We start from the raw sequence: 21,871 nt of genomic DNA on the forward strand, positions 1-21,871 counted from the left end.
TCTCAAAACACGAACAGGATGGAAACGAATCTCCATCCTGCTCGATAGGTCTTACCAGATCCTCATCCAGCCCAACTTAAGTGAACTGCATTAGGATGATGGCGGCCTCTTCATTGAAGGGCTGAGTTGCCTCCTGGGTCTGCTTCGAGGCGGGTACGGTCTGTTTGTTTGGCATCGTGATCACCTTGATCCGGTCGTCATCGCCGGACAAGCGGCTGAACCTCAAACGGATCGGGTGCCGGCTCGTGGCGTGGCGTGCCTTCGGCCGCGCGTTTGCGGTGGTGGGCCAGCGAGCATTGCGGCGAGCACAACATGCCGCGATCCGACCAATAAGCGGCGCCGTTTTCCAGCCTGCCTTGATAATACCGGAACCCTGCCGCGCGGTAGGGCAGGCCGCATTCGATGCAGCGATAGGCGTCGGGTCTGGCAAGCATGGGATAATTCCGGTGCGTGGTTTTGATCTATCGCCGGTCGATTTGATCCGGCGTTGATTGAATTTAATACGTGCCGCAGCGATTGCAAAATCCGCGTGACAAAATTTGACGTTTACGTAAAAAGAAGATGGGAGAACCGCTCAAAGAGCGGATGGTTTTGCAGTGGCACTGGCCCTAGAGTCGGTGGGGCCGACGCATCAGGAGGAGTGAGCGGCATGTATCGGGCACCGGTCGAGGATATAGCGTTCACGCTCAAGCACGTAGCCGGCATGAAGTCGGCGCTTGATGCCGGCAGGTTCGGCGATCTCGGCGAGGATCTGGTCGATGCCGTTCTGGGTGAGGCTGGCCGCTTCGCCACCGAGGAGGTGGCACCGCTCTACAAGATCGGCGACGAACAAGGTGCCGTGCTGAAGGACGCCGCCGTCACCACGCCGCCCGGCTGGAAGGAGCTCTATCGCCGCTGGATCGATGGCGGCTGGAACGCGCTCTCCGGGCCTGAAGCCTATGGCGGCCAGGCTCTGCCGACCATGCTTGGCGTTGCGGCGCTCGAAATGTGGAACTCCGCCGCCATGGCCTTCGGCATCGGCCCTACGCTGACCATGGGTGCGGTCGAAGCGCTCGACAAACACGCCTCCGAAAACCTCAAGGCGAAATATCTCGAAAAGCTCGTGTCGGGCGAATGGATGGGCACGATGAATCTGACCGAGCCGCAGGCCGGCTCGGACCTCGCCGCCTTGCGCGCTCGCGCCGAGCCGGCCGGCGACGGCAGCTACCGTATCTTCGGCCAAAAAATCTTCATCACCTATGGCGAGCACGATTTCACCGACAACATCATCCACCTGGTGTTGGCGCGGCTGCCCGATGCGCCGTCCGGCACGCGCGGCATTTCGCTGTTCCTGGTGCCGAAATTCCTGGTCGGCGACGATGGCTCGCTGGGCGCACGCAACGATGTGTTCTGTTCCGGCCTCGAGCACAAGCTCGGCATCCATGCCTCGCCGACCTGCACCATGATCTATGGCGACGGCTTCCAGGGCGCCAAGCCGGGCGCCATCGGCTGGCTGATCGGCGAGGAGAACAAAGGCCTCGCCTGCATGTTCACGATGATGAACAATGCGCGGCTTTGTGTCGGCATGCAGGGTGTCGCGGTCGCCGAAGCCGCGACCCAGAAGGCGATCGGCTATGCCAATGAGCGCCGGCAAGGCAAGGCGGCAAGCTATACTGGCACCGGCATGGCGCCGATCGTCCATCACCCCGACGTGCAGCGCAATCTCCTGACCATGAAGGCGCTGACGCAGATCGCACGGGCGATCAGCTATTCCTGTGCCTATGCCATCGATCTGGCACGCGTCTCGGTCGGCGACGAGGCGGCACATTGGCGCGACCGCGCCAACCTGCTGACGCCGCTGGCCAAAGCTTTTTCGACCGATGTCGGCGTCGAAGTTGCTTCGCTCGGCCTTCAGGTGCACGGCGGCATGGGCTTCATCGAGGAGACGGGAGCGGCCGCCCTCTACCGCGATGCCCGCATCGCACCGATCTATGAGGGCACCAACGGCATCCAGGCGATCGATCTGGTTATGCGCAAACTGCCGCTCGGCGGCGGCGACCATGTGCATGGCTTCACTGACGAACTGGCTGCGGTGGCCGGAGCAGTGCGAACCTCGAACCTGCAGGGTTTTGGCCGCACCGCCGATGCTCTCGACGCAGCTCTTGCCGATCTGACGCAGGCGACCCTCTTCCTGCAGAAACTGGCGGTCGACGGCCGCTCGGACGAAGCGCTGGCAGGTGCTACGCCCTATCTCAGGCTGATCTCGCTTGCCGCCGGCGGCGCCTATCTGGCGCAGGGCGCTCTTGCCGACCAGGGCCGCATCGCGCTTTGCCGTTTCTTCGCCGAAAACCTGCTCGGCGAGGCGCGCGCCTTGAAGGAGCGCGTTATCGATGGCGCCGAGAGTCTTGCCGTTGCCGGCAAAACTCTGATTTACGCCTGACGTTCACAAGGAAAAGACCGTGACAGACCACATCCTCGTCGAGCGCCAGGGCGCCATTCAGATCATCCGCATGAATCGGCCGGACAAGAAGAATGCGCTGACGCGCGCCATGTATGCGAAAATGTCAAACACCCTGGCCGAGGGCGATGCCGATCCTGCGATCCGCGTCCATGTCTTCCTGGGCGTGCCCGGCGCTTTCTCTTCCGGCAACGACCTTGCCGATTTCATGGTCGTCGCCACCGGCGGCGATGGCGGCACCGAGGTCTGGGATTTCCTGATGGCGCTGGCCAGGGTCGAGAAGCCCATCGTCTCAGGCGTCGACGGCATCGCGGTCGGCATCGGCACAACGCTCAATCTGCATTGCGACCTGACCTTCGCCACACCGCGCACAGTGTTCAGGACGCCTTTCGTCGACCTCGGCCTTGTGCCCGAGGCGGGATCGAGCCTTTTGGCGCCGCGGATACTGGGGCAACAAGCTGCTTTCGCCCTGCTTGGCCTTGGCGAGGGCTTTTCGGCTGAACGAGCGAAGGCCGCCGGCTTGATCTACGACGTGGTCGAGGAGGCAGCACTTGAAGCCTCGGTGCTGGCGGCGGCTGGCCAGATCGCAGCCACGCCGCCGCAGGCGTTGAAGATCGCACGCGACCTGATGCGTGGCTCGCGCGACGATCTCGTCGCCCGCATCGGCGAGGAAAGCGAATATTTTCGCGAGCGGCTGAAATCCGACGAGGCGCGCGCCGCGCTGACGGCATTCATGACCAGGAAGAAGGGATAAGCCTCTCTTTCAGGGATAAAGCCGCGTCTTGTCCCACCCGCCTTTCGCATTTCGGGAAAAGACGACACGATCGTGTAGCCGGAACGGACGGTCGTGCCAGAACTCGATCGTCCGCGGCACGATGCGGAAGCCCGACCAATACTTTGGCCGCGGGATCTCGCCGATCGCATAGCGGGCCGTGTATTCGGCCACGGCTTTCTCCAGGGCGAAGCGGCTTTCCAGCGGCCTAGACTGTTTCGAGGCCCAGGCGCCGATGCGGCTGCCGCGCGGCCTCGTCGCATAGTAGGCGTCGGCTTCGGCGTCGCTGACGACCTCCACCGGGCCGCGAATGCGCACCTGCCGGCGCAGTGATTTCCAATGGAAGCACATCGCCGCCTTCATGCTGCCAAGAATTTCCTGGCCCTTTGCGCTCTCGAAATTCGTGTAGAACACAAACCCGCCCTCATCGAACCCCTTGAGCAACACCATACGCACATCCGGCATGCCATCGGCATCGACGGTCGCCAGCGCCACGCCATTGGGGTCATTTATTTCGCTCTTGGTGGCGTCTTCCAGCCATGCGGCAAAGAGGCGAAATGGCTCCGCAGCCTCGGTAAAGTCACCGCTTGTTAACTCAGTGTCACTCATAGTTTTTCTCAATTTGTCACGAAGCCCAGAATTTTTACGAAGCCCAGATTTTTACGAAACAGGGGGAGGTTGCCGATTGTCGCGTATCGCGCAAGCTTTTGACAGCAGGCAATGGGGCGTTATCGCTTCGGCCAGCACGAAAGTGGCGATCGTGGCAGTCGCCTTGCCGCTTGTCGCCTGTGGTGCCGGTGGCTTCAGCCTGGAAAAGGCCGAAGTCGACCGCTCGATCCTGACCAGCAGCATATCCGCCTCGGCTGTGCCGGCCAATTTGGATCGCGACTCCGACCAGACCACGATCGGCAATGCGGCGTCCTCGGCCGACATCGAGCAGCTCGGCGGGCAGTCCGTTCCGTGGGCCAATGCCGGCACCGGTTCCCGCGGCTCCATCACCGAGCTGGCGGAATTGAAGGACAACGGCCAGACATGCCGCCGTTTCAAGGTCTCACGCGAAAGCTTTGATGGCGTCGCCATGTTCGAGGGCGAACTGTGCCTGGCCACCGCCGGCGGCTGGCGCATGCAGGACTTCAAGGCGCTCTGAGCTTGATCCGAAAGTCGATCGGGTCGGCGGGTCTTTTCGCCGCCCGGTGCGTCGCCAATCTTGCCGATATCCCGATATCGGCTGCGATCGGCTCCTTCCGGATCGACAAAAATCCCTCGCCGATCCTCAACCGCCGACTTTTGGATTAAGCTCTGAGTTTCCGCTTTTGATATGCTGCTCCAGCACTGGAATTTCTTCCTATGCAAGCGCATATAGGGGGCAACCAGAGACTCAACTCTTCTCCAGGGCAGTAAGCATGCGCGACCCCTATGAGGTGCTGGGCGTTGCCAAAAACGCATCGGCCAAGGACATAAAATCGGCGTACCGGAAACTCGCCAAGAAGTATCATCCGGATCAGAACCCGAATGATCCCAAGGCGAAGGATCGTTTTGCCGCGGCCAACCAGGCCTATGAGATCGTCGGCGACGAAAAGAATCGCGCCGCTTTCGATCGCGGCGAAATCGACGCCGACGGCAAGCCGCGGTTCCAGGGCTTCGAGGGCAATGCCGGTGGCGGCGATCCCTTCGGCGGATTTCGCCGGCAGCAAGGTCCGGGCGGCTCGCGATTCGAATTCCGCTCCGGCCGCCCGGGCGGCGATCCGTTCGACGGCAATAGCGACATCTTCAGCCAGATTTTCGGCGATGCTTTTTCTGGCGTGCGTGGCGCGGGGATGGGAGATCGCCGCCAGCCCGCGACCGCTGCCGATCTGAACGTGACGCTCGACGTGACCATCGAGGAGGCGGCGACCGCCGAAAAAGTGACGGCGATGTTCCCCGACGGCCGCAAGGTGGCCGTCAAATTGCCGGCCTATGTCGAGGACGGCCAGACCATCCGGCTGAAGGGGCAGGGCGAGCAAGGGCCGGGCCTGCCGGGCGACGCGCTGGTCAAGATCCATCTTCGCCGGCATCCGCGCTACCGCATCGAGGGCCGCGACCTGCACGCCGATCTGCCGGTGACGCTGGCGGATGCGGTGCTCGGCGCCAAGGTGCCGGTCGATACGCCGACCGGCCGCCTCGCGGTCAACATCCCCGCCTGGTCGAGCTCCGACAAGGTCCTGCGGCTGAAGGGCAGGGGCCTGCCGGAAAAGGCCGGCGGCCACGGCGATCTCTACGCCCATGTCCGGATCATGCTGCCGGAGGGCGGCGATAGCGCACTCGAAGCGCTGTTGCGCAGTCAAAAAGGCTGATCGGCGGCTCTTGTCCCCCGAACTGTCCAGTTTGAGCGCTTGAAGGGGCTCTGTGCCTGTGCGATAGGGCACTCCACAAAGCAGAAATCTTGCGGAGAGCGCTCACATGGCGGGTGGACAGGGCCTTATGGCCGGCAAGCGCGGCCTTATTCTTGGCGTCGCCAACAACAGATCGATCGCCTATGGCATCGCCAAGGCCTGCGTCGATCATGGCGCCGAGATCGCGCTGACCTATCAGGGCGAGGCGTTCAAGAAGCGTGTCGAGCCGCTGGCGGCGGAACTGGGCGCATTTGTCGCCGGCCATTGCGACGTCACCGATCCGGCGAGCTTGGACGACGTTTTCGCCAATGTCGCCAAACACTGGGGCAAGCTTGATTTCCTCGTCCACGCCATTGCCTTCTCCGACAAGGACGAGTTGACCGGCCGCTATGTCGAGACGACGCGCGACAATTTCCTGCGCACCATGGACATTTCGGTCTACTCCTTCACCACCATTGCCAAGCGGGCCGAGGCGCTGATGACCGACGGCGGCTCGCTGCTGACCCTCACCTACTACGGGGCCGAAAAGGTGATGCCGCACTACAACGTCATGGGTGTCGCCAAGGCGGCGCTCGAAGCCAGCGTGCGCTACCTGGCGGTCGACCTCGGCGCCAAGAAGATCCGCGTCAATGCCATCTCGGCTGGCCCGATCAAGACGCTGGCCGCTTCCGGCATCGGCGATTTCCGCTACATCCTGAAGTGGAACGAGTACAATTCGCCACTGAAGCAGACGGTGACGCAGGAAGAGGTCGGCGATTCCGGCGTCTATTTCCTGTCCGATCTGTCGCGCGGCGTCACCGGTGAAGTGCATCACGTCGATTCGGGCTACCACGTCGTCGGCATGAAGGCCGTCGACGCGCCTGATATTTCGACGGTCAAGGACTAACCCACCAACCGTCGTCCGTCCCGATCCCATACCGGAAGACATGATGTATCCGTTGGTTTATATCGTGCGCCACGGCCAAACCGCGTGGAACGCCGAATTCCGGCTTCAGGGGCAGGCCGACACCGATCTCAATGCTCTTGGCCGCAAGCAGGCGACTGGAAACGGTGGTCGGCTCGCCGAGCTGGTCCAAAATCCCGAGGAATTCGATTTCGTCGCCAGCCCGATGAAACGGACGCGCGAAACGATGCAGCGCGTCCGCGTCGCGATGAAGCTCGATCCGGATGCCTATCGAACCGATCCGCGCCTCGTCGAAGTCAATTTCGGCGATTGGCAGGGATTTACCTTTCCCGAGCTTGAGACATGGTATCCTGGAGCGAGCAGGACACGCGCTTTGGACAAATGGAACTTTCAGCCGCCCGGCGAAGGCGCGGAGAGTTACCAGATGCTGCTCGAACGGGTGAGGCCATGCTTCGATGCGATCCAACGCCGGACGATCTGCGTGACCCATGGCGGCGTCATGCGCGCCTTGTTTCGCTTCGTTCTGGGACTGGCAGAGGACGAGGCGGCGAATCTGGAAATACCGCACGATCGCTTGCTAAAGCTCGAAGGCAAGAGCCTGGAGTGGCTTTAGGGCACCAATTCCCTAGTTCGTGTCGCTGTCCGGCAACTGCATATCGGTGACGACATTCTCGCCATTGTTCACGTCATAAGCGATGACGATATCCATGCCCGGCTTCAGCGCGTCGTGATCGGTCTCGGCGTTCAGCTTGTAGGACTTGCCGTCATCCAGCGTCAGCGTCAGCGCGTCCTTGTCGACGTTCTTGATCAAGCCTTCGGTCTGGCCGGCGAGAGCAGCGGTGGAAAGCAGCAGTGTGGCGGCAATAGCGCCAATCAGGGTACGCATTATCGTTCCTCTTTGTCATTGCACCGGCATGGCGGCGGACGTTCAACGGCGGATGGAACAGAGCAGAAACCAACCGAATGTGTCAAAACTAAATCCGCCAGATCACAGTTTGACCCCTGTGAAAAACGCCAATAGAAGGCAAGCTTGAGCCGGCTCCAATGCCGGGCAGGGTCATTTCATGTCTCACAACACGTTCGGCCACCTTTTCCGCGTCACCACCTGGGGCGAAAGCCATGGCCCCTCGCTCGGCTGCGTGGTCGACGGCTGTCCACCCGGCATCCGCTTTACTCAAGCCGACATCCAGGCCGAACTCGACAAGCGCCGGCCGGGCCAGTCACGTTTCGTGACGCAGCGTCGCGAACCTGACGAGGTCAAGATCCTGTCCGGCTTTATTCTCGATGAGGACGGCGAGACGATGATCACCACCGGCACGCCGGTCTCGATGCTGATCGAGAATGTCGACCAGCGCTCGAAGGATTATGGCGAGATCGCCCGCCAATACCGGCCCGGTCATGCCGATTACACCTATGACGTCAAATATGGCGTGCGCGATCATCGTGGCGGCGGCCGCTCCTCGGCCCGCGAGACGGCCGCGCGGGTGGCTGCTGGTGCCTTGGCTCGCAAGATTGTGCCCGGCGTGGTGGTGCGCGGCGCGCTGGTGTCGATGGGCGAAAAATCGATCGATCGCGCCAACTGGAACTGGAATTTCATCGGCGACGCGGAAAATCCGTTCTTCACCCCCGATCCGGCTTCCGTTCCCGTCTTCACCAGATATCTCGACGGCATCCGCAAGGCTGGCTCCTCGGTCGGTGCGGTGATCGAGATCATCGCCGACGGCGTTCCGGCGGGCCTCGGCGCGCCGATCTACGCCAAGCTCGACCAGGACATCGCGTCCGGCCTGATGTCGATCAACGCCGTCAAGGGCGTCGAGATCGGCAACGGCTTCGAGGCCGCCCACATCACCGGCGAGCAGAATGCCGACGAGATGCGCATGGGCAATGACGGCAAGCCGGTGTTCCTGTCCAACAATGCCGGTGGCATCCTGGGCGGCATCTCGACCGGCCAGGCGATCATCGCCCGTTTCGCCGTCAAGCCGACCTCGTCGATCCTGACGCCGCGAAAGTCGATCGACAAGGATGGCAAGGACGTCGAGATCATGACCAAGGGCCGCCACGACCCGTGTGTGGGTATTCGCGCCGTGCCGATCGGCGAGGCAATGGTTGCCTGCGCGATTGCCGATCACTATCTGCGTCATCGAGGACAGACAGGGAAGGGAATAGGCAGTAGGGAATAGGCAGTAGGCCGCACGATACAGCCCTTTTTTTCCCTACTGCCTACTGCCTCTTCCCTTCGAGCGAAGCGAGCGTCCATGCCTTACGACCAGAAGAAAATCGTTGAAGCCCTGCGCGCTTTCGAACGCGGCGAGATCGTTGTCGTCATGGATGATGACGGGCGCGAGAACGAGGGCGACCTGATCGTCGCCGCCGTCCACTGCACGCCTGAAAAGATGGCGTTCATCGTTCGCCACACCTCCGGCATCGTCTGCACGCCGATGCCGCGCGAGGAAGCCAAGAGGCTGAACCTCGCGCCGATGGTCGCAGACAACGACTCCGCCCATACCACTGCTTTCACCGTCAGCGTCGATTTCAAGCATGGCACCACCACCGGCATTTCGGCCGAGGACCGCACGCTCACCGTGCGCAATCTCGCCAACGGCAATGTCGGCGGCTCGGATTTCGTCCGCCCTGGTCACATCTTCCCGCTGATCGCGCGCGAGGGCGGCGTGCTGATGCGCTCTGGCCATACCGAAGCGGCGGTCGATCTTTGCAAGCTTGCCGGCCTGCCGCCGGTTGGCGTCATTTCCGAGCTGGTCAATGATGACGGCACGGTCAAGCGCGGCCCGCAGGTGCAGGCTTTCGCCGAGGAGCATGGCCTGAAGCAGGTTTCGGTGGCCGATCTCATCGCCTACCGGCAGCGCAAGGAAACGCTGGTCGAACGCGTCGCCTGCTCTGAAATCGACACGCTTGGCGGCAAGGCGCAGGTCTTCACCTACACGCTGCCGTGGGACTCTATGCATCACGTTGCCATCGTCTTCGGCGACATCCGGGACGGCGAGGACGTGCCGGTGCGTCTGCATTCCGAGGATGTGGTGACCGACGTGTTCGGCACCAGCCACCGGCTTGACGGCATCATGAAGGCGATGGGCGAGCGCAGACGCGGCGTCATCGTCTATCTGCGCGAAGGCTCCGTCGGCGTCGCCCATCAGGAGCGCAAGCGGCCGGCGAGCGGCGACCGCGAAGACCACGAAGAGGCCCGCCGCCGCGAAAACGAGTGGCGCGAGATAGGGCTCGGCGCGCAGATCCTCAAGGATCTCGGCATTTCCTCGATCAACCTGATTGCCTCGCGCGAACGACACTATGTCGGCCTCGAAGGTTTTGGCATCCACATCGCCAAGACCGAGATTCTCTAGGGTATGTCGATATTCAGGTGAGGCCGGCCTGCAAACGATGGCTTTCTGCGCTTCCGGTGCTCACGGGCCTGAAAGTCCGCTGCGCTCCGGTTCTCGAAACCCATCATTTTCGGCTCGGCCTGACCTGAATCTCAACATACCCTGGCTATCACTCGGCCGGGATTGCTACTTCGCACCCATCCAGTTCGCATTCGTGAGTAGCAAGGCTGCGCTGGCCAAGCAGCACCGTGGCCAGGGCGATGGTGCCTGAAGCCACCGAGACCCAGAACCCGTTCTGGGCGCCGAACGCATCCACCACCGCGCCGGCGGCAAACGAGCCCAGCGCCATGCCGATGCCGATGCCAGTCATGACCCAGGTGATGCCTTCGGTCAGCATTGCCTCCGGCACGTGCCGCTCGATCAGGCCGAAGGCGGTAATGAAGGTCGGCGAGATCGCCACACCGCTGATGAACACGGTCAGCGCCAGCAGTGGCACGCTGTCGGCGGTGAGCGGCAGCAGCGTGCCGAGCGCGACGAGGGCGACAGCGATGGCCAACTGGCGTTGCAGCGGTGCTTGCAGGTTGAGCGCGCCAACGATGATACCCAGCACGAACGATCCCAGCGCATAGACGCCGATGACCAGGCTGGCGGCCCCCGGTTGACCAAGCTCCTTGGTGATCGCCACGGTGCTCACTTCCGTCGTCGCGAAGGTCGCGCCGATGAAGATCAGGGCGAAGGTGATGATCTGCACCGGCCGCAGGCGGATTGCCGAGCCGCTCGAACCCTGTTCCACCGGCCGCACTTGCGGCTCGGTCGAGCGCTGCAGGATGAACGCCGTCGAGCCGAAGGCAAGGAACAGTGTGCTTGCCAGCATTCCCGCTTCCGGGAACAGGGCGGCACTCAGGCCCACCGACAGCGATGCCCCGGCGATATAGACCAACTCGTCCGCCGCCGACTCGAAGGCGAACGCGGTGTTCATCTGAGGCCGCCCGCGGAAAATCTCGGTCCAGCGTGCGCGCACCATTGCCGGGATGCTGGGCATCGCCGCGGCCAGCAGTGCCGACACGAACAGCGTCCATACCGGCCAGTCCCGGTTGGCTGCCGCTATCAGGACGGCGAAAGCCAGTGCCGAAATGATGGTGGTGGGCACCACGATCCGCGTCTGGCCAAGGCGATCCACCAGTCTTGATATCTGCGGCGCGAGAAAAGCGTTGGCCAGCGCGAACGTCGCGGCGACGGCACCGGCGAGCCAGTACTCGCCACGCGTCTGCGACAGCATTGCCACGATGCCGATCGGCGCCATGGCAATCGGCAAGCGCGCCATGAAGCCCGCGGCGGCGAAGCCCTTGGTTCCGGGGGCACGAAAGATCTCCGAGTAGGGATTTTGCATGGGTTGGTTCCTCGACAAAGGACGATTCGACAATTACATACGAAGCGTATGAATATTAAATAGGAGCATACGCCGCGTATGTCAATTGGCATACGAAGCGTATGTGGATAGGTCCAGAAGCCATGCACAAACCCCGCAAGGAGATGATTGCCGAGACGCGCGCCAAGCTGATCGCGGCCGCCCGCCATGCCTTTGGCACGATCGGCTATGCCGAAGCGTCGATGGATGATTTCACGGCATCGGCCGGGCTGACACGCGGCGCGCTCTATCACCATTTCGGCGACAAGAAGGGGCTTCTGGAGGCGGTTATCGCCGAAATCGATGCGGAAATGGCGGCCCGGGTGAATGAGGTCGCGTCGAGAGCGCCAACCCGCTGGCAACACTTCGTCGACGAATGCACGACCTATATCGAAATGGCGCTGGAGCCGGAAATCCAGCGCATCATGTTCCGCGACGGTCCGGCCGTGCTGGGTGATCCCGCACAATGGTCGAATGCCAATGCCTGCGTCGGTTCAATGACCGATCATTTGACCGCGCTGCAGGGGGAGGGGGTGGTCGTCCCGAGCGTCGACCCCGACACCGCCGCGCGTCTGATCAACGGCGCCAGCAGCCAGGCGGCGCAACGGATCGCCAGTTCGAACGACCCCGAAGCGACATCGAAGAAGGTGGTGGCGGCGTTCAAGCAGCTGCTTGAGGGCCTGCTCAAAAAGCCGGATCCGAGCTCGAATTGAAGCCCCGTTGGCCGCCCTGCGCCATAGGGCTCCGAACTCAAAAGACCTGACGACCGCCAGTTCGGCGGTGTCGGCTTTGTGCCGACAGCTTTCACGATAGGAATTTTTTCTTGACTCCGTGCCCTCAGCTATGGTACACATTCAATCCATGGTGCTGATTTGCGCCAGTGACCCGCCGCACAGGCGGATTTTTCGTTCCCGTCAGCCAACGCGCCGGCGAGGGCTCCCAAGGAACCTGTTAACCCGAGTTCGTAGCCCTGCGGCGCCACGGCCGGCAATTGACAATCGCCGGGTTGGGTTCATCCTCTCCCACCATCTCTGAGCGGAGATTCGGGGGCATGTGGGATTTCGATATCGGCAGGTCGGTGTCCATCATGATGCGAACCTGGCCGTTCATTGTCTTTCGCATGATCGTCTATTTCGGCATCACGCTGGCCTACATCATGGCGACCGGCACGGGCGCTAGCGTCGGCTATGGCGTCGGCCATATCTCCACCGATCCCGACGGGCCGCTGTCCTTTGCCTTGTGGGGCGGCGTGGTCGGTTTCGGCGTCGTCTCGATCGCCGTTTACTGGATCCGCGAATACATCCTCTATGTCGTCAAGGCCGGCCATATCGCCGTGATGGTCCATCTGATCGACGGCCGCGACATTCCCGGCGGCCAGGACCAGATCGCCTACGCCAAGGATATCGTGACCCAGCGTTTTGCCGAGGCCAATATCCTTTTCGTCGTCGACCAGCTGGTCAAGGGCGCTATCCGCGCCATCACCGGCCTGCTCGGCGGCATCGCCGCCTTCCTGCCGATCCCGGGCCTGAGCGGCTTGGTCTCCTTCATCAACACGGTGATCCGCCTGTCGCTGACCTATGTCGACGAGATCATCCTCGGCTACAACATACGCATCAATTCGTCCTCGCCGTTCGAGACGGCGCGCCAGGGTGTCGTGCTCTATGCCCAGAACGGCAAGGTCATGGTCAAGAACGCCGTCTGGCTGGCGGTTATCATGTGGGGCGTATCCTTTGTCATCTTCCTGCTGATGCTGGCGCCGGCCGCCGCCATTCTTTTCCTGATGCCAGGGCAATTGGCGGGCTGGGCCTTCGTGCTCGCCATCGTCTTCGCCTGGGCCTTCAAGGCGGCGTTCATCGAGCCCTTCGCCATCGCTTGCCTGATGCAGGTCTATTTCAAGACCATCGCGGGCCAGGTGCCAGATCCGGCCTGGGACGCCCGGCTGGCCGAGGCATCGTCGAAGTTCAGGGAGCTCAGGGACAAGGCGCTGGCCTCCTTCGGCGGCTCGCGCTGGGGACCGGCCGGCGCGACACCCTGATCAGCGAGGCTTGACGGCGCGGCAGCAACGGTGTTGAGGCGCGCCACGGTCGATTTGAGCAGCGCTTCACCTTGCCCGGAAAAAGTCTCGCTCATGATCAGCTCCGGCAGCGGCAGCCGCCGTCCCCAGCCATGCGTTTCGAGGTCGGGCTTTGGCGCGAACTCCGAGACGCGGCCGACGCAGAGATAGGCGACCGGCGTCACATGATCGGGAATTGACAGCAGGCTTTTCAGCGCCTGCGCCTCGATGATGCTGACCCAGCCGACGCCGACGCCTTCGGCGCGTGCCGCCAGCCAGAAATTCTGCACCGCGCAGACCGTGCTGTAGAGGTCCATCTCCGGATTGTGCCAGCGTCCCAACGGCGAACCCTTCGAGCGCTGGCGGTCGCAGGTGATGCAGATGTTGAGCGCGCTTTCGCAGATGCCTTCCAGCTTGAGCTTACGGTAAAGCGCCTGCCGCTCTTCCTCAATTGCTGGCAATTCCTGCTCGCGCGCAGCCAGGAACAGGTCGCGCACCTTTTCCCGTCGTTCGGCATCGCGAATGACGATGAAGTTCCAAGGCTGCATGAAGCCGACCGACGGCGCGTGATGGGCGGCAAGCAGCAGCCGCGCCAGCACCTCGTCGTCGAGCCCGGTTGGCAGGAAATGACTGCGGACATCGCGCCGCGTGAACATGGCGCGATAGACCGCGTCGCGCGCATTCTGATCAAACCCGTCGCCAACAGGAACGGTCATGGTTTCCGGCATCGCTTGTCCCCTTGCGATTGCAGCAGTTTCAAACTGTCAGAGCGTACTTTGTGCGTCCAAGTGGACGCACGTCGCTCTGATGTCGTCCGCCTGACCATGCGGATGACGATGCCTGCCAGGCCGGTCTTCTGGCTTGGGATCAACCCGCGTCCGGTGCCTTCCCGTCATCGACAGTGGCGTATACCGGCGCGGTCCCCCTTACAGCGTTGGGCACGCCACGGAGTTCAACCGTGTTCCCGATTCTCCCGTTTGCACGGGCACCAGGCAGTGCCAAGAACCTTACGCCGAAGCGCTGCCCACGCCAATGCCTGCGGCGACACGAATGGACGCAGGCGCGATTTTCCCCAGTCATCGGCCGCCTGTGCATGGCCTTTGTCGATCCGGGTCACTAGATTAGGACGATGGCCACTCGTCTCTACACCCATCCGATCTTCCTCGAGCACATCACGCCGCCGGGCCATCCGGAGCGGCCGGACCGCTTGCGCGCCATCGAGCGCGTGCTTGACGACGAAGCCTTTGCCGCGCTCGATCGTATCCAGGCGCCGGAAGGCGACGAGGCCACCATCCTCTACGCGCATCCCGCCGATTTCGTCGCCCGCGTGCGGGCCGCCATTCCTGACGAGGGTATTGCCCGCATCGACGCCGACACCACCGCCAGCCCGAAAAGCTGGCAGGCGGCGATCACCGCGATCGGTGCCGCCAACGCCGCCGTCGACGACGTCTTTGAAGGCCGCGCCGACAATGTCTTCGTCGCCGCCCGGCCGCCTGGCCACCACGCCGAAAAGACCACGGCGATGGGCTTTTGCCTGTTCAACACCGCGGCGATCGCGGCGCGCTATGCGCAGAAGAAACACGGCGTCGAGCGCGTTGCCGTCGTCGACTGGGACGTGCATCACGGCAACGGCACGCAGGATATTTTCTGGGACGATCCGTCGGTGCTCTATTGCTCGACGCACCAGATGCCGCTCTACCCCGGCACCGGCGCGAAGAACGAAATCGGCGCCGGCAATATCGTCAACGCACCATTGGCGCCGCAGACCGGCAGCGAGGTTTTTCGCGATGCCTTCCTATCACGCGTGCTGCCGGCGCTCGACAATTTCGCGCCCGACCTGATCGTCATTTCGGCCGGGTTCGACGCGCACCACCGCGATCCGCTGGCCGAGATCAACCTGACCGAGGATGATTTCGACTGGGCGACGGGCCAGTTGATGCAGCGCGCGGCGCGCCACAGCGGCAACCGGCTCGTCAGCCTGCTCGAGGGTGGCTACGATCTGCAGGGATTGGCATTTTCGGTCGCCGCCCATGTCGGGCGACTGATGAAAGGATGAATGATGGCTGGTGAGACCAACGAAGACGTCAAGGCGATGAGCTTCGAACAGGCACTCGACGCGCTGGAGAAGATCGTCGATGATCTGGAGCGTGGCGATGTGCCGCTAGACCAGTCGATCCGGATCTACGAGCGCGGCGAGGCACTGAAGGCGCATTGCGACCGGCTGCTGAAGGCCGCCGAGGACAAGGTCGAGAAGATCAGGCTGTCGCGCGACGGCAAGCCGGTTGGAACAGAGCCGCTTGACGCGGATTGAGGCAGTCCGAACGATGGTCTTGCCTCACCGGTTTTTGGACATGATCATGATCGAGGATAGAACGCGTCCCGATTGAAAACGCTCCAGGACAAGAGGAGATACGGAAACGATGTGCAGAAACATCAAGACCCTCTTCAATTTTGATCCGCCTGCAACCAATGACGAAGTCCGCGATGCGGCCCTTCAGTTCGTCCGCAAGCTGAGCGGAACGACGCGGCCTTCGAAGCAGAACCAGCATGCCTTCGACCACGCGGTCGAAGCCATCGCGGCATCGGCGCGCGAACTGCTCGATTCTCTCGAAACCCACCAGCATCCGCGCAATCGCGAAGAGGTGGCGGCCAAGCTGCGGGCAAAGGCGGCGATCCGCTTTGCCTGACGCGGCCCGGGCAGGCATTGCCCGTTGACAAGGAGAGTTCATGAGCTTCTTCCCGGGGAAAGACCCTGAAGTCGGCGACGCCTTCGCCAGCGACCAGATCGAACTGATGGTCATCCCGAACGCCAAGGACATTGGCGGCTTTCAGGTGCGCCGCGCCCTGCCGACCGCCAAGAGGCGGCTGGTCGGACCCTTCATCTTCTTCGACCGCATGGGCCCGGCGATTCTGCGCGCCGGCCAGGCGCTCGATGTCCGTCCCCATCCGCATATCGGTCTGTCGACGGTCACCTATCTGTTCGACGGCAGGATCAGGCATCGCGATTCGCTCGGCACCGAAATGGTCATCCAGCCTGGTGACGTGAACCTGATGACCGCCGGCCGCGGCATCGTTCATTCCGAGCGTACGCCGGAGGAACTGCGCGGCGCGCCGATGTCGATCTCCGGCCTGCAGACATGGCTGGCATTGCCGGACGGCAAGGAAGAAGTGGCTCCGGTGTTCGAGAACACCGAAGCGCTTCGGCTGCCGGAGATCAACGCCGAAGGCGTCAGCGGGCGCATCGTCATTGGTGATTTCCAGGGATTGCGGTCCCCGGTCAGGGCCGACTCCGAGACGCTTTATGCCGACCTGCGCTTGGCGCCAGGCGCCAGCGTGAAGATCCCGGCCTATGCGGAAGAACGAGCGATCTACACACTGGAAGGCGAGGTCTCGATTTCGGGCGACATTTTCCCGGCGGAACGGCTGCTGGTGTTTCGGCCGGGTGATGAGATCGTCGTGTCGTCGCAGACCGGCGCGCATTTCATGCTGTTCGGCGGCGCCTCGCTCGGCTCGAAGCGTTACATCTGGTGGAATTTCGTCTCGTCATCAAAGGAGCGCATCGAACAGGCCAAGGAAGAGTGGAAGACGGGCCGTTTCGATATCGTTCCCGGCGACGAGGAAGAATTCATACCGCTGCCCGAAAGCTAGGCATGATCCCGAAAAGTGGGAACCGGTTTTCGGAGAGATCATGCCCAAACAAACAGACAAGCTCACGGCCGCGTCACTGACACGCATTTACATTCTCCGGCCTGCGGCCTATTTCGCCCATCAACAGAAAGCCTGAGCAGGCCACCCGTGAACGCAACGCCGCATACGCCGCTTCTCGACAAGGTCCGCATCCCGGCCGACCTGCGCACGCTTGCCGAAAGCGAGCTGCCGCAATTGGCAGCCGAGCTTCGCGCCGAACTGATCGACGCCGTCTCCCACACCGGCGGCCACCTTGGCGCCGGCCTCGGCGTGGTCGAACTGACGGTGGCGCTGCACTATGTCTTCAACACCCCCGATGATCGGCTGATCTGGGATGTCGGCCACCAGGCCTATCCGCACAAGATCCTGACCGGCCGACGCGACCGCATCCGCACACTGCGCCAGGAAGGTGGCCTGTCCGGCTTCACCCGCCGCGCCGAGAGTGAGTACGATCCCTTCGGCGCCGCCCACTCCTCGACATCGATATCGGCCGGCCTCGGCATGGCCGCCGCTCGCGATCTCTCCGGCGGCCGCAACAATGTCATCGCCGTCATCGGCGACGGTGCCATGTCGGCCGGCATGGCCTACGAAGCCATGAACAATGCCGGCGCGCTCGATGCGCGGCTGATCGTCATCCTCAACGATAACGACATGTCGATCGCGCCGCCGACCGGTGCGATGAGCGCCTATCTGGCGCGTCTGGCCTCGGGCAAGGCCTATGTCGGCCTGCGCGATTTCGGCAAGAAACTGACCTCCTATCTTGGCAAGCGTGCGGATCGTGCGATCACAAGGGCGGTCGAGCATGCGCGCGGCTACGTCACCGGCGGCACGCTGTTCGAGGAACTCGGTTTCTATCACATCGGCCCGATCGACGGTCACAATCTCGAGCATCTGATCCCGGTCCTGAAAAATGTCCGCGACAACGGCGAAGGCCCGGTGCTGATCCATGTCGTCACCCAGAAGGGCAAGGGCTATGCGCCGGCGGAAGCCGCCGCCGACAAGTATCACGGCGTCAACAAGTTCGATGTCATCACCGGCGCGCAGGCCAAGGCGCCGGCCAACGCACCGGCCTACACCAAGGTGTTCGCCGAAAGCCTGGTTCAAGAAGGCCGCGAGGACGACCGCATCGTCGCCGTCACCGCCGCCATGCCGAGCGGCACCGGCCTCGACCTGTTCGGCGAGGCATTCCCGTCGCGGACCTTCGATGTCGGCATCGCCGAACAGCACGCGGTGACCTTCGCGGCTGGCCTTGCCACCGAAGGCTACAAGCCGTTCGCGGCGATCTATTCGACCTTCCTGCAGCGTGCTTACGATCAGGTCGTCCACGATGTCGCGATCCAGAAATTGCCGGTGCGCTTTCCCGTTGACCGCGCCGGCTTCGTCGGCGCCGATGGCGCGACGCATTGCGGCGCTTTCGACACCACCTTCCTGGCGACATTGCCGGGGTTTGTCGTCATGGCCGCTGCCGACGAGGCGGAACTGCGCCACATGGTGCACACCGCGGCGAGCTATGATGAGGGTCCGATCGCCTTCCGCTATCCGCGCGGCAACGGCGTCGGCGTCGACATGCCGGAGCGCGGCTCGGTTCTCGAAATCGGCAAGGGCCGCATCGTCAAGGAGGGCACCAAGGTAGCACTGCTGTCCTTCGGCACGCGGCTGCAGGATTGTCTGATTGCCGCCGAGGAGCTAGGTGCCGCCGGGCTTTCCACCACGGTCGCCGATGCCCGTTTCGCCAAGCCGCTCGACGAAGATCTGATCCGGCGGCTGGCCCGCTCGCATGAGGTTCTGGTGACGGTGGAGGAGGGCGCCGTCGGTGGCTTCGCCAGCCACGTGCTGCAATTCCTCGCTCACGAAGGTCTGCTGGAAAGCGGGCTGAAGGTGCGTCCGCTGGTTCTGCCCGACGCGTTCACCGACCACGCCAAGCCGGAGAAAATGTATGCCGATGCCGGGTTGGACGCAGCCGGCATCGTGCGCACGGTCTTCGTCGCGCTTGGGCACAGCACCCACGCCCAGCGTGCCTGAATCAAAGTCTCAATGACTTGATTCAATTTGCCGGTCAACAATGTTAAGGCACTGTTTACGCTGACATTTGGCTTTTCGCTTACCGTGTCTCTTGGCCGTTTTTCAACGGCGCCCTGCTAGATCGTTGATCAGGCAGGGAGACAACAACAATGAAAACGCTTCTGTGCGGCGTAGCGCTTTGCGCGGCTATCGCTGCGCCGGCCGCCGCCGAAACGCGCTATGATCGCAGCCTCGAAAAGGCGGCCATGGGCATCGTCGCCGGCAAGATGGGCGACATTCGCGGCGGCTTTTCCTACAAGCAGGTGCCGCAGCTTGTGGTCGTGCCGGTAGCAGCGCCGGCGGCCGTGACCGAACGCTCACGCGAGGAAGCCACGGGCAAGCCGGGCGACGGTCTGGCGCCCGCCGTGGAACGGCAGGTTTCGCGAACCATTTTCTAAATTGGAACTCAGCAAGCCTAGAGCTGCTTGAGAGGGTATGATCGGAAGCGGTCTACCATGCCGCCCATCGGCGATCTGAAGAGGCTACTCCTCCGCCAGCTCCGCTTCTTTCGCCGGTTTCCCGGAGCGCCAGGATTTCGCGGCGTGGCGAGCGCGGTCGGCCACCACGGCGAGGCGTCCGCGCAGGCTTCGCCCACCCAGCACCGACGACAAGGTCACCGAATGCGTCGCAAAGCGGCGCTTGAAATCCTCGCCGCCGCAGAGAAAGTCGATCGTGGTCAAGCCCCGGTCGAGTGACCACTGGATGTAATCCATCATCAGGACCATGCCCGGCGAGGCACGCTCGAAGGCCGGGTCATAGGTTGTGACGAAAGCCATCATCGTTCCATGCTGCTCGAAATTGATCGAGATGGCGATGATCTCGTTTTCGCGTTCGAGCACGAAGATACGCAGCAATCCGAGCCCGGCCAGGACGGAGACCAGCGCCGCCAGAGCGGCGGAGCCCTCGTCGAAGAGGTCCGAAACGCGGCCGTGCTTTGCCAGCCATAGCCGCTTCAGCGCCGCGACGCGCTCCAGCACCGGCTCGCGGGCTTCGTGCGCCTCCATCAGGCGGAAGCGCAGCGCGCCGCCTTCCTCCATGAATTTGCGGCCACGGCGATAGTTTTGCCGGGCTTTTTTCGATTGGCTTTCGAACCATTGCGCGCCGCCTTGCCAGGCGCCAGCGACACGATAGCTGACCTCGCTGCGGTGGTTTGGCTGCAAGATCGCGCCGCGGCCTGGGGCGGCGGAGCCGAGCAGGGCCGGCAATCGGGCATCGGGCAAAAGACGATTCAGATAGACAAGGTCGAAGCCGCCATCGTCGAGAATGCGTTGCCAGAGCTGCCGCAGGATCTGCGGGTCGCAATCGGGGGCAAGCAGGACATCGCCATAGTCGCAGTGGTCCTTCGCCGCCCATTCCAGGACGCGGATGCCGGAGCGCCTGAAGGTCGCGAGCGCAATGACGGCCACGAGCCGCTCGTCGCTCCAGACCAAGCCGATCCTGAGGCCGCGCCGCTCCTGATGCGACGTCGTGCGCCACCATGCCGAGATCCAGTCCGGATGCTGGAAAACGAGGCCGCCGGCACGTTGCCAGAGCGTCGCCCAGGCGGGCGCGATTTCTGCCAGGCGCGCATCCGACGTCGCGACTTCAATCCGGTGCGTTCGCGGCAGCCGGCACACGACAGGCCCGTTCAAGGCTTGGCCCTTTGCGAGGATTGCCGTGGCTCGGGCTTGTCGGTTCGGAAGTGTCTGGCGATCTGCCCCCACATCCGCTTCAGCGGCAGGACATAGAGGCCCGCGAGCGACTGATAGTCGCGCACGTTGCGTTCGATCAACCCGAATTTGAAGTCCTCGTCGGGTCTGGGAACGCATAGGGTTCCGAACAGCCGGTCCCAGAACGAGAAGAGCAGCCCGAAGTTCTTGTCGTAGTGGCGTGGGTCGGTGCTGTGGTGCAACTGATGCCAGTGCGGGCACAAGACCAGGTTGTTCAGCGGCCCAAACGAGATCTTGAAATGCGTGTGCCTGACGAAATCCATCATCAGGATGTTGCGTATGATGTAGACGTTGACGCCGAAGACCGTCAGCTCGACGAGGTTCAGCGACACCAGCGACCAGATGCCGAAGCAGATGCCGGGAATGACGCCGTCCCAGGCCCGGTTCATCAATTCGTCGAGCGGGTGGACGCGGTCCTTGGTGATGCCGACCATCACCTCGGCCGAATGGTGCACCTTGTGCAGTTCCCAGAGCACCGGATAGCGGTGCTGGGCGACGTGATAGAGATAATACGAGATGTCGTAGGCCAGCAGCATCGTGATGGTGAAGATCGTCACCGTCACCGGCCCCGCCGGCCCCTCGATCAGGGGCGGCTGGATAGATAGCAGCGTCGAGAGCAGCCAGTTCGTCGCATAGCCGACGGCGCTGACGAAGACGATGCCGGCAGGCAGCATGAGGAATGGCATGAGGGCCTTCCTCGTTACCCAAAACAAAAGATCGGCTCTCGCCGAGGGATGAGTGATCACCTCGTGCGGAACCGCGAACTCGAAGAATTCTTTCCAGCTCTTTTTCTCGACCGTGCGCCAATAGGCGACGAGGGCGCTGGCCAAAGCGGTCAACAACAGAAGTCCGGTCGCCAGCAGGCCGGCGCCGGAAATCCGGTCGAGCACCTTGTAGACGATGTCGCTGGCCATTTCCAAGATTGACGCCTCTTTCATCCCGTTTTGCGGGCTGTCGCAGTCATAACACTTAGTCCTCAAGCAAATGCGACGAAAATAGGTTAACAATTTATGAGATTTCTGGAATTCGGGGCAGTGATCTGCAAACGGCGACGCCTCATGCTTCGGCAGTCACGCGCCTCAACGAGTGTAGTTTTCAAAGGATAGTGGGCGTGACAGAACTAACCGCAATCG

The 21,871-nt window shown here is 62.6% G+C and carries 22 protein-coding genes, 1 pseudogene and 1 riboswitch; of the genes and pseudogenes, 16 read left to right on the plus strand and 7 right to left on the minus strand.

Going from position 1 to position 21,871, the window contains the following annotated elements:
* Positions 1-197 precede the first annotated feature (197 nt).
* A complete protein-coding gene (locus tag NKI38_RS23660; protein WP_352661388.1) occupies positions 198-434 on the minus strand; it encodes a hypothetical protein in 237 nt (78 codons plus the stop codon).
* Positions 435-649: 215 nt separating this feature from the next.
* Here NKI38_RS23660 and NKI38_RS23665 point away from each other — a divergent pair, with 215 nt between their 5' ends.
* Positions 650-2,419 carry an acyl-CoA dehydrogenase family protein gene (locus tag NKI38_RS23665; protein WP_352661391.1) on the plus strand — a complete coding sequence of 590 codons (1,770 nt, stop codon included), beginning with the start codon at positions 650-652 and terminating at the stop codon, positions 2,417-2,419.
* A gap of 19 nt (positions 2,420-2,438) precedes the next feature.
* Complete coding sequence (locus tag NKI38_RS23670) at positions 2,439-3,191, plus strand: crotonase/enoyl-CoA hydratase family protein (RefSeq protein WP_352661394.1); 753 nt, start codon at positions 2,439-2,441, stop codon at positions 3,189-3,191.
* A 9-nt stretch (positions 3,192-3,200) separates the two neighbouring features.
* Here NKI38_RS23670 and pdxH read toward each other — a convergent pair whose 3' ends face one another.
* The gene (pdxH, locus tag NKI38_RS23675) at positions 3,201-3,818 is read right to left on the minus strand and encodes a pyridoxamine 5'-phosphate oxidase (protein WP_352661397.1); all 618 of its coding nucleotides are present in this window, start codon (positions 3,816-3,818) and stop codon (positions 3,201-3,203) included.
* A gap of 76 nt (positions 3,819-3,894) precedes the next feature.
* Here pdxH and NKI38_RS23680 point away from each other — a divergent pair, with 76 nt between their 5' ends.
* The 4 genes from NKI38_RS23680 to NKI38_RS23695 all read left to right on the plus strand — a co-directional run bounded on the left by NKI38_RS23680 (position 3,895) and on the right by NKI38_RS23695 (position 7,098).
* On the plus strand, positions 3,895-4,356 hold the full coding sequence (locus NKI38_RS23680; RefSeq protein WP_352661399.1) for an RT0821/Lpp0805 family surface protein: 462 nt from the start codon (positions 3,895-3,897) through the stop codon (positions 4,354-4,356).
* A 256-nt stretch (positions 4,357-4,612) separates the two neighbouring features.
* Positions 4,613-5,542: a DnaJ C-terminal domain-containing protein gene (locus NKI38_RS23685; protein ID WP_352661401.1), complete on the plus strand. Its 930-nt coding sequence runs from the start codon at positions 4,613-4,615 to the stop codon at positions 5,540-5,542.
* 106 nt (positions 5,543-5,648) lie between these two features.
* Complete coding sequence (gene fabI, locus NKI38_RS23690) at positions 5,649-6,467, plus strand: enoyl-ACP reductase FabI (protein WP_352661404.1); 819 nt, start codon at positions 5,649-5,651, stop codon at positions 6,465-6,467.
* 43 nt (positions 6,468-6,510) lie between these two features.
* Positions 6,511-7,098: a histidine phosphatase family protein gene (locus NKI38_RS23695; protein ID WP_352661519.1), complete on the plus strand. Its 588-nt coding sequence runs from the start codon at positions 6,511-6,513 to the stop codon at positions 7,096-7,098.
* 12 nt (positions 7,099-7,110) lie between these two features.
* Here NKI38_RS23695 and NKI38_RS23700 read toward each other — a convergent pair whose 3' ends face one another.
* A complete protein-coding gene (locus tag NKI38_RS23700) occupies positions 7,111-7,371 on the minus strand; it encodes a DUF1344 domain-containing protein (protein WP_352661407.1) in 261 nt (86 codons plus the stop codon).
* Positions 7,372-7,549: 178 nt separating this feature from the next.
* On the opposite strand from NKI38_RS23700, the gene aroC reads away from it, so the two are divergent.
* Positions 7,550-8,665 (plus strand): chorismate synthase, encoded by a 1,116-nt coding sequence (aroC, locus tag NKI38_RS23705; RefSeq protein WP_352661410.1) that lies wholly within the window; start codon positions 7,550-7,552, stop codon positions 8,663-8,665.
* A 75-nt stretch (positions 8,666-8,740) separates the two neighbouring features.
* Complete coding sequence (ribB, locus tag NKI38_RS23710; protein WP_352661413.1) at positions 8,741-9,841, plus strand: 3,4-dihydroxy-2-butanone-4-phosphate synthase; 1,101 nt, start codon at positions 8,741-8,743, stop codon at positions 9,839-9,841.
* A gap of 148 nt (positions 9,842-9,989) precedes the next feature.
* Here the strand turns inward: ribB and NKI38_RS23715 are convergent, their stop codons facing one another.
* Complete coding sequence (locus NKI38_RS23715; RefSeq protein WP_352661416.1) at positions 9,990-11,210, minus strand: MFS transporter; 1,221 nt, start codon at positions 11,208-11,210, stop codon at positions 9,990-9,992.
* A gap of 122 nt (positions 11,211-11,332) precedes the next feature.
* On the opposite strand from NKI38_RS23715, the gene NKI38_RS23720 reads away from it, so the two are divergent.
* Both NKI38_RS23720 and NKI38_RS23725 read left to right on the plus strand, forming a co-directional pair.
* Positions 11,333-11,941, plus strand: a complete 609-nt coding sequence (locus NKI38_RS23720) for a TetR/AcrR family transcriptional regulator (protein WP_352661419.1) — start codon at positions 11,333-11,335, stop codon at positions 11,939-11,941.
* 338 nt (positions 11,942-12,279) lie between these two features.
* Positions 12,280-13,263 (plus strand): hypothetical protein, encoded by a 984-nt coding sequence (locus NKI38_RS23725; protein WP_352661421.1) that lies wholly within the window; start codon positions 12,280-12,282, stop codon positions 13,261-13,263.
* Positions 13,264-13,427: 164 nt separating this feature from the next.
* Here NKI38_RS23725 and bluB read toward each other — a convergent pair.
* A pseudogene (gene bluB, locus NKI38_RS23730) lies at positions 13,428-14,009 on the minus strand (5,6-dimethylbenzimidazole synthase); the annotation flags it as partial.
* Positions 14,010-14,110: 101 nt separating this feature from the next.
* Positions 14,111-14,289: riboswitch (cobalamin riboswitch) on the minus strand.
* A 121-nt stretch (positions 14,290-14,410) separates the two neighbouring features.
* Between bluB and NKI38_RS23735 the strand changes: the two are divergent.
* The 6 genes from NKI38_RS23735 to NKI38_RS23760 all read left to right on the plus strand — a co-directional run bounded on the left by NKI38_RS23735 (position 14,411) and on the right by NKI38_RS23760 (position 19,427).
* Positions 14,411-15,337: a histone deacetylase family protein gene (locus NKI38_RS23735; RefSeq protein ID WP_352661424.1), complete on the plus strand. Its 927-nt coding sequence runs from the start codon at positions 14,411-14,413 to the stop codon at positions 15,335-15,337.
* 3 nt (positions 15,338-15,340) lie between these two features.
* Positions 15,341-15,592 (plus strand): exodeoxyribonuclease VII small subunit, encoded by a 252-nt coding sequence (locus NKI38_RS23740; RefSeq protein WP_013532792.1) that lies wholly within the window; start codon positions 15,341-15,343, stop codon positions 15,590-15,592.
* Positions 15,593-15,701: 109 nt separating this feature from the next.
* Positions 15,702-15,968 carry a DUF2277 domain-containing protein gene (locus NKI38_RS23745; protein WP_027035955.1) on the plus strand — a complete coding sequence of 89 codons (267 nt, stop codon included), beginning with the start codon at positions 15,702-15,704 and terminating at the stop codon, positions 15,966-15,968.
* 40 nt (positions 15,969-16,008) lie between these two features.
* The gene (locus tag NKI38_RS23750; RefSeq protein WP_352661427.1) at positions 16,009-16,929 is read left to right on the plus strand and encodes a pirin family protein; all 921 of its coding nucleotides are present in this window, start codon (positions 16,009-16,011) and stop codon (positions 16,927-16,929) included.
* Between the two features lie 147 nt (positions 16,930-17,076).
* The gene (gene dxs, locus NKI38_RS23755; protein WP_352661429.1) at positions 17,077-18,990 is read left to right on the plus strand and encodes a 1-deoxy-D-xylulose-5-phosphate synthase; all 1,914 of its coding nucleotides are present in this window, start codon (positions 17,077-17,079) and stop codon (positions 18,988-18,990) included.
* Positions 18,991-19,139: 149 nt separating this feature from the next.
* On the plus strand, positions 19,140-19,427 hold the full coding sequence (locus NKI38_RS23760) for a hypothetical protein (protein ID WP_352661432.1): 288 nt from the start codon (positions 19,140-19,142) through the stop codon (positions 19,425-19,427).
* 84 nt (positions 19,428-19,511) lie between these two features.
* Here the strand turns inward: NKI38_RS23760 and NKI38_RS23765 are convergent, their stop codons facing one another.
* Both NKI38_RS23765 and NKI38_RS23770 read right to left on the minus strand, forming a co-directional pair.
* Complete coding sequence (locus NKI38_RS23765; protein ID WP_352661434.1) at positions 19,512-20,660, minus strand: GNAT family N-acetyltransferase; 1,149 nt, start codon at positions 20,658-20,660, stop codon at positions 19,512-19,514.
* Positions 20,657-21,652: a sterol desaturase family protein gene (locus NKI38_RS23770; RefSeq protein WP_352661437.1), complete on the minus strand. Its 996-nt coding sequence runs from the start codon at positions 21,650-21,652 to the stop codon at positions 20,657-20,659. The genes NKI38_RS23765 and NKI38_RS23770 overlap by 4 nt, the downstream gene beginning before the upstream one ends.
* Between the last annotated feature and the right edge of the window lie 219 nt (positions 21,653-21,871).

This window comes from Mesorhizobium sp. M0621 (assembly GCF_040320745.1).
In the GTDB taxonomy this organism is placed as follows: domain Bacteria; phylum Pseudomonadota; class Alphaproteobacteria; order Rhizobiales; family Rhizobiaceae; genus Mesorhizobium.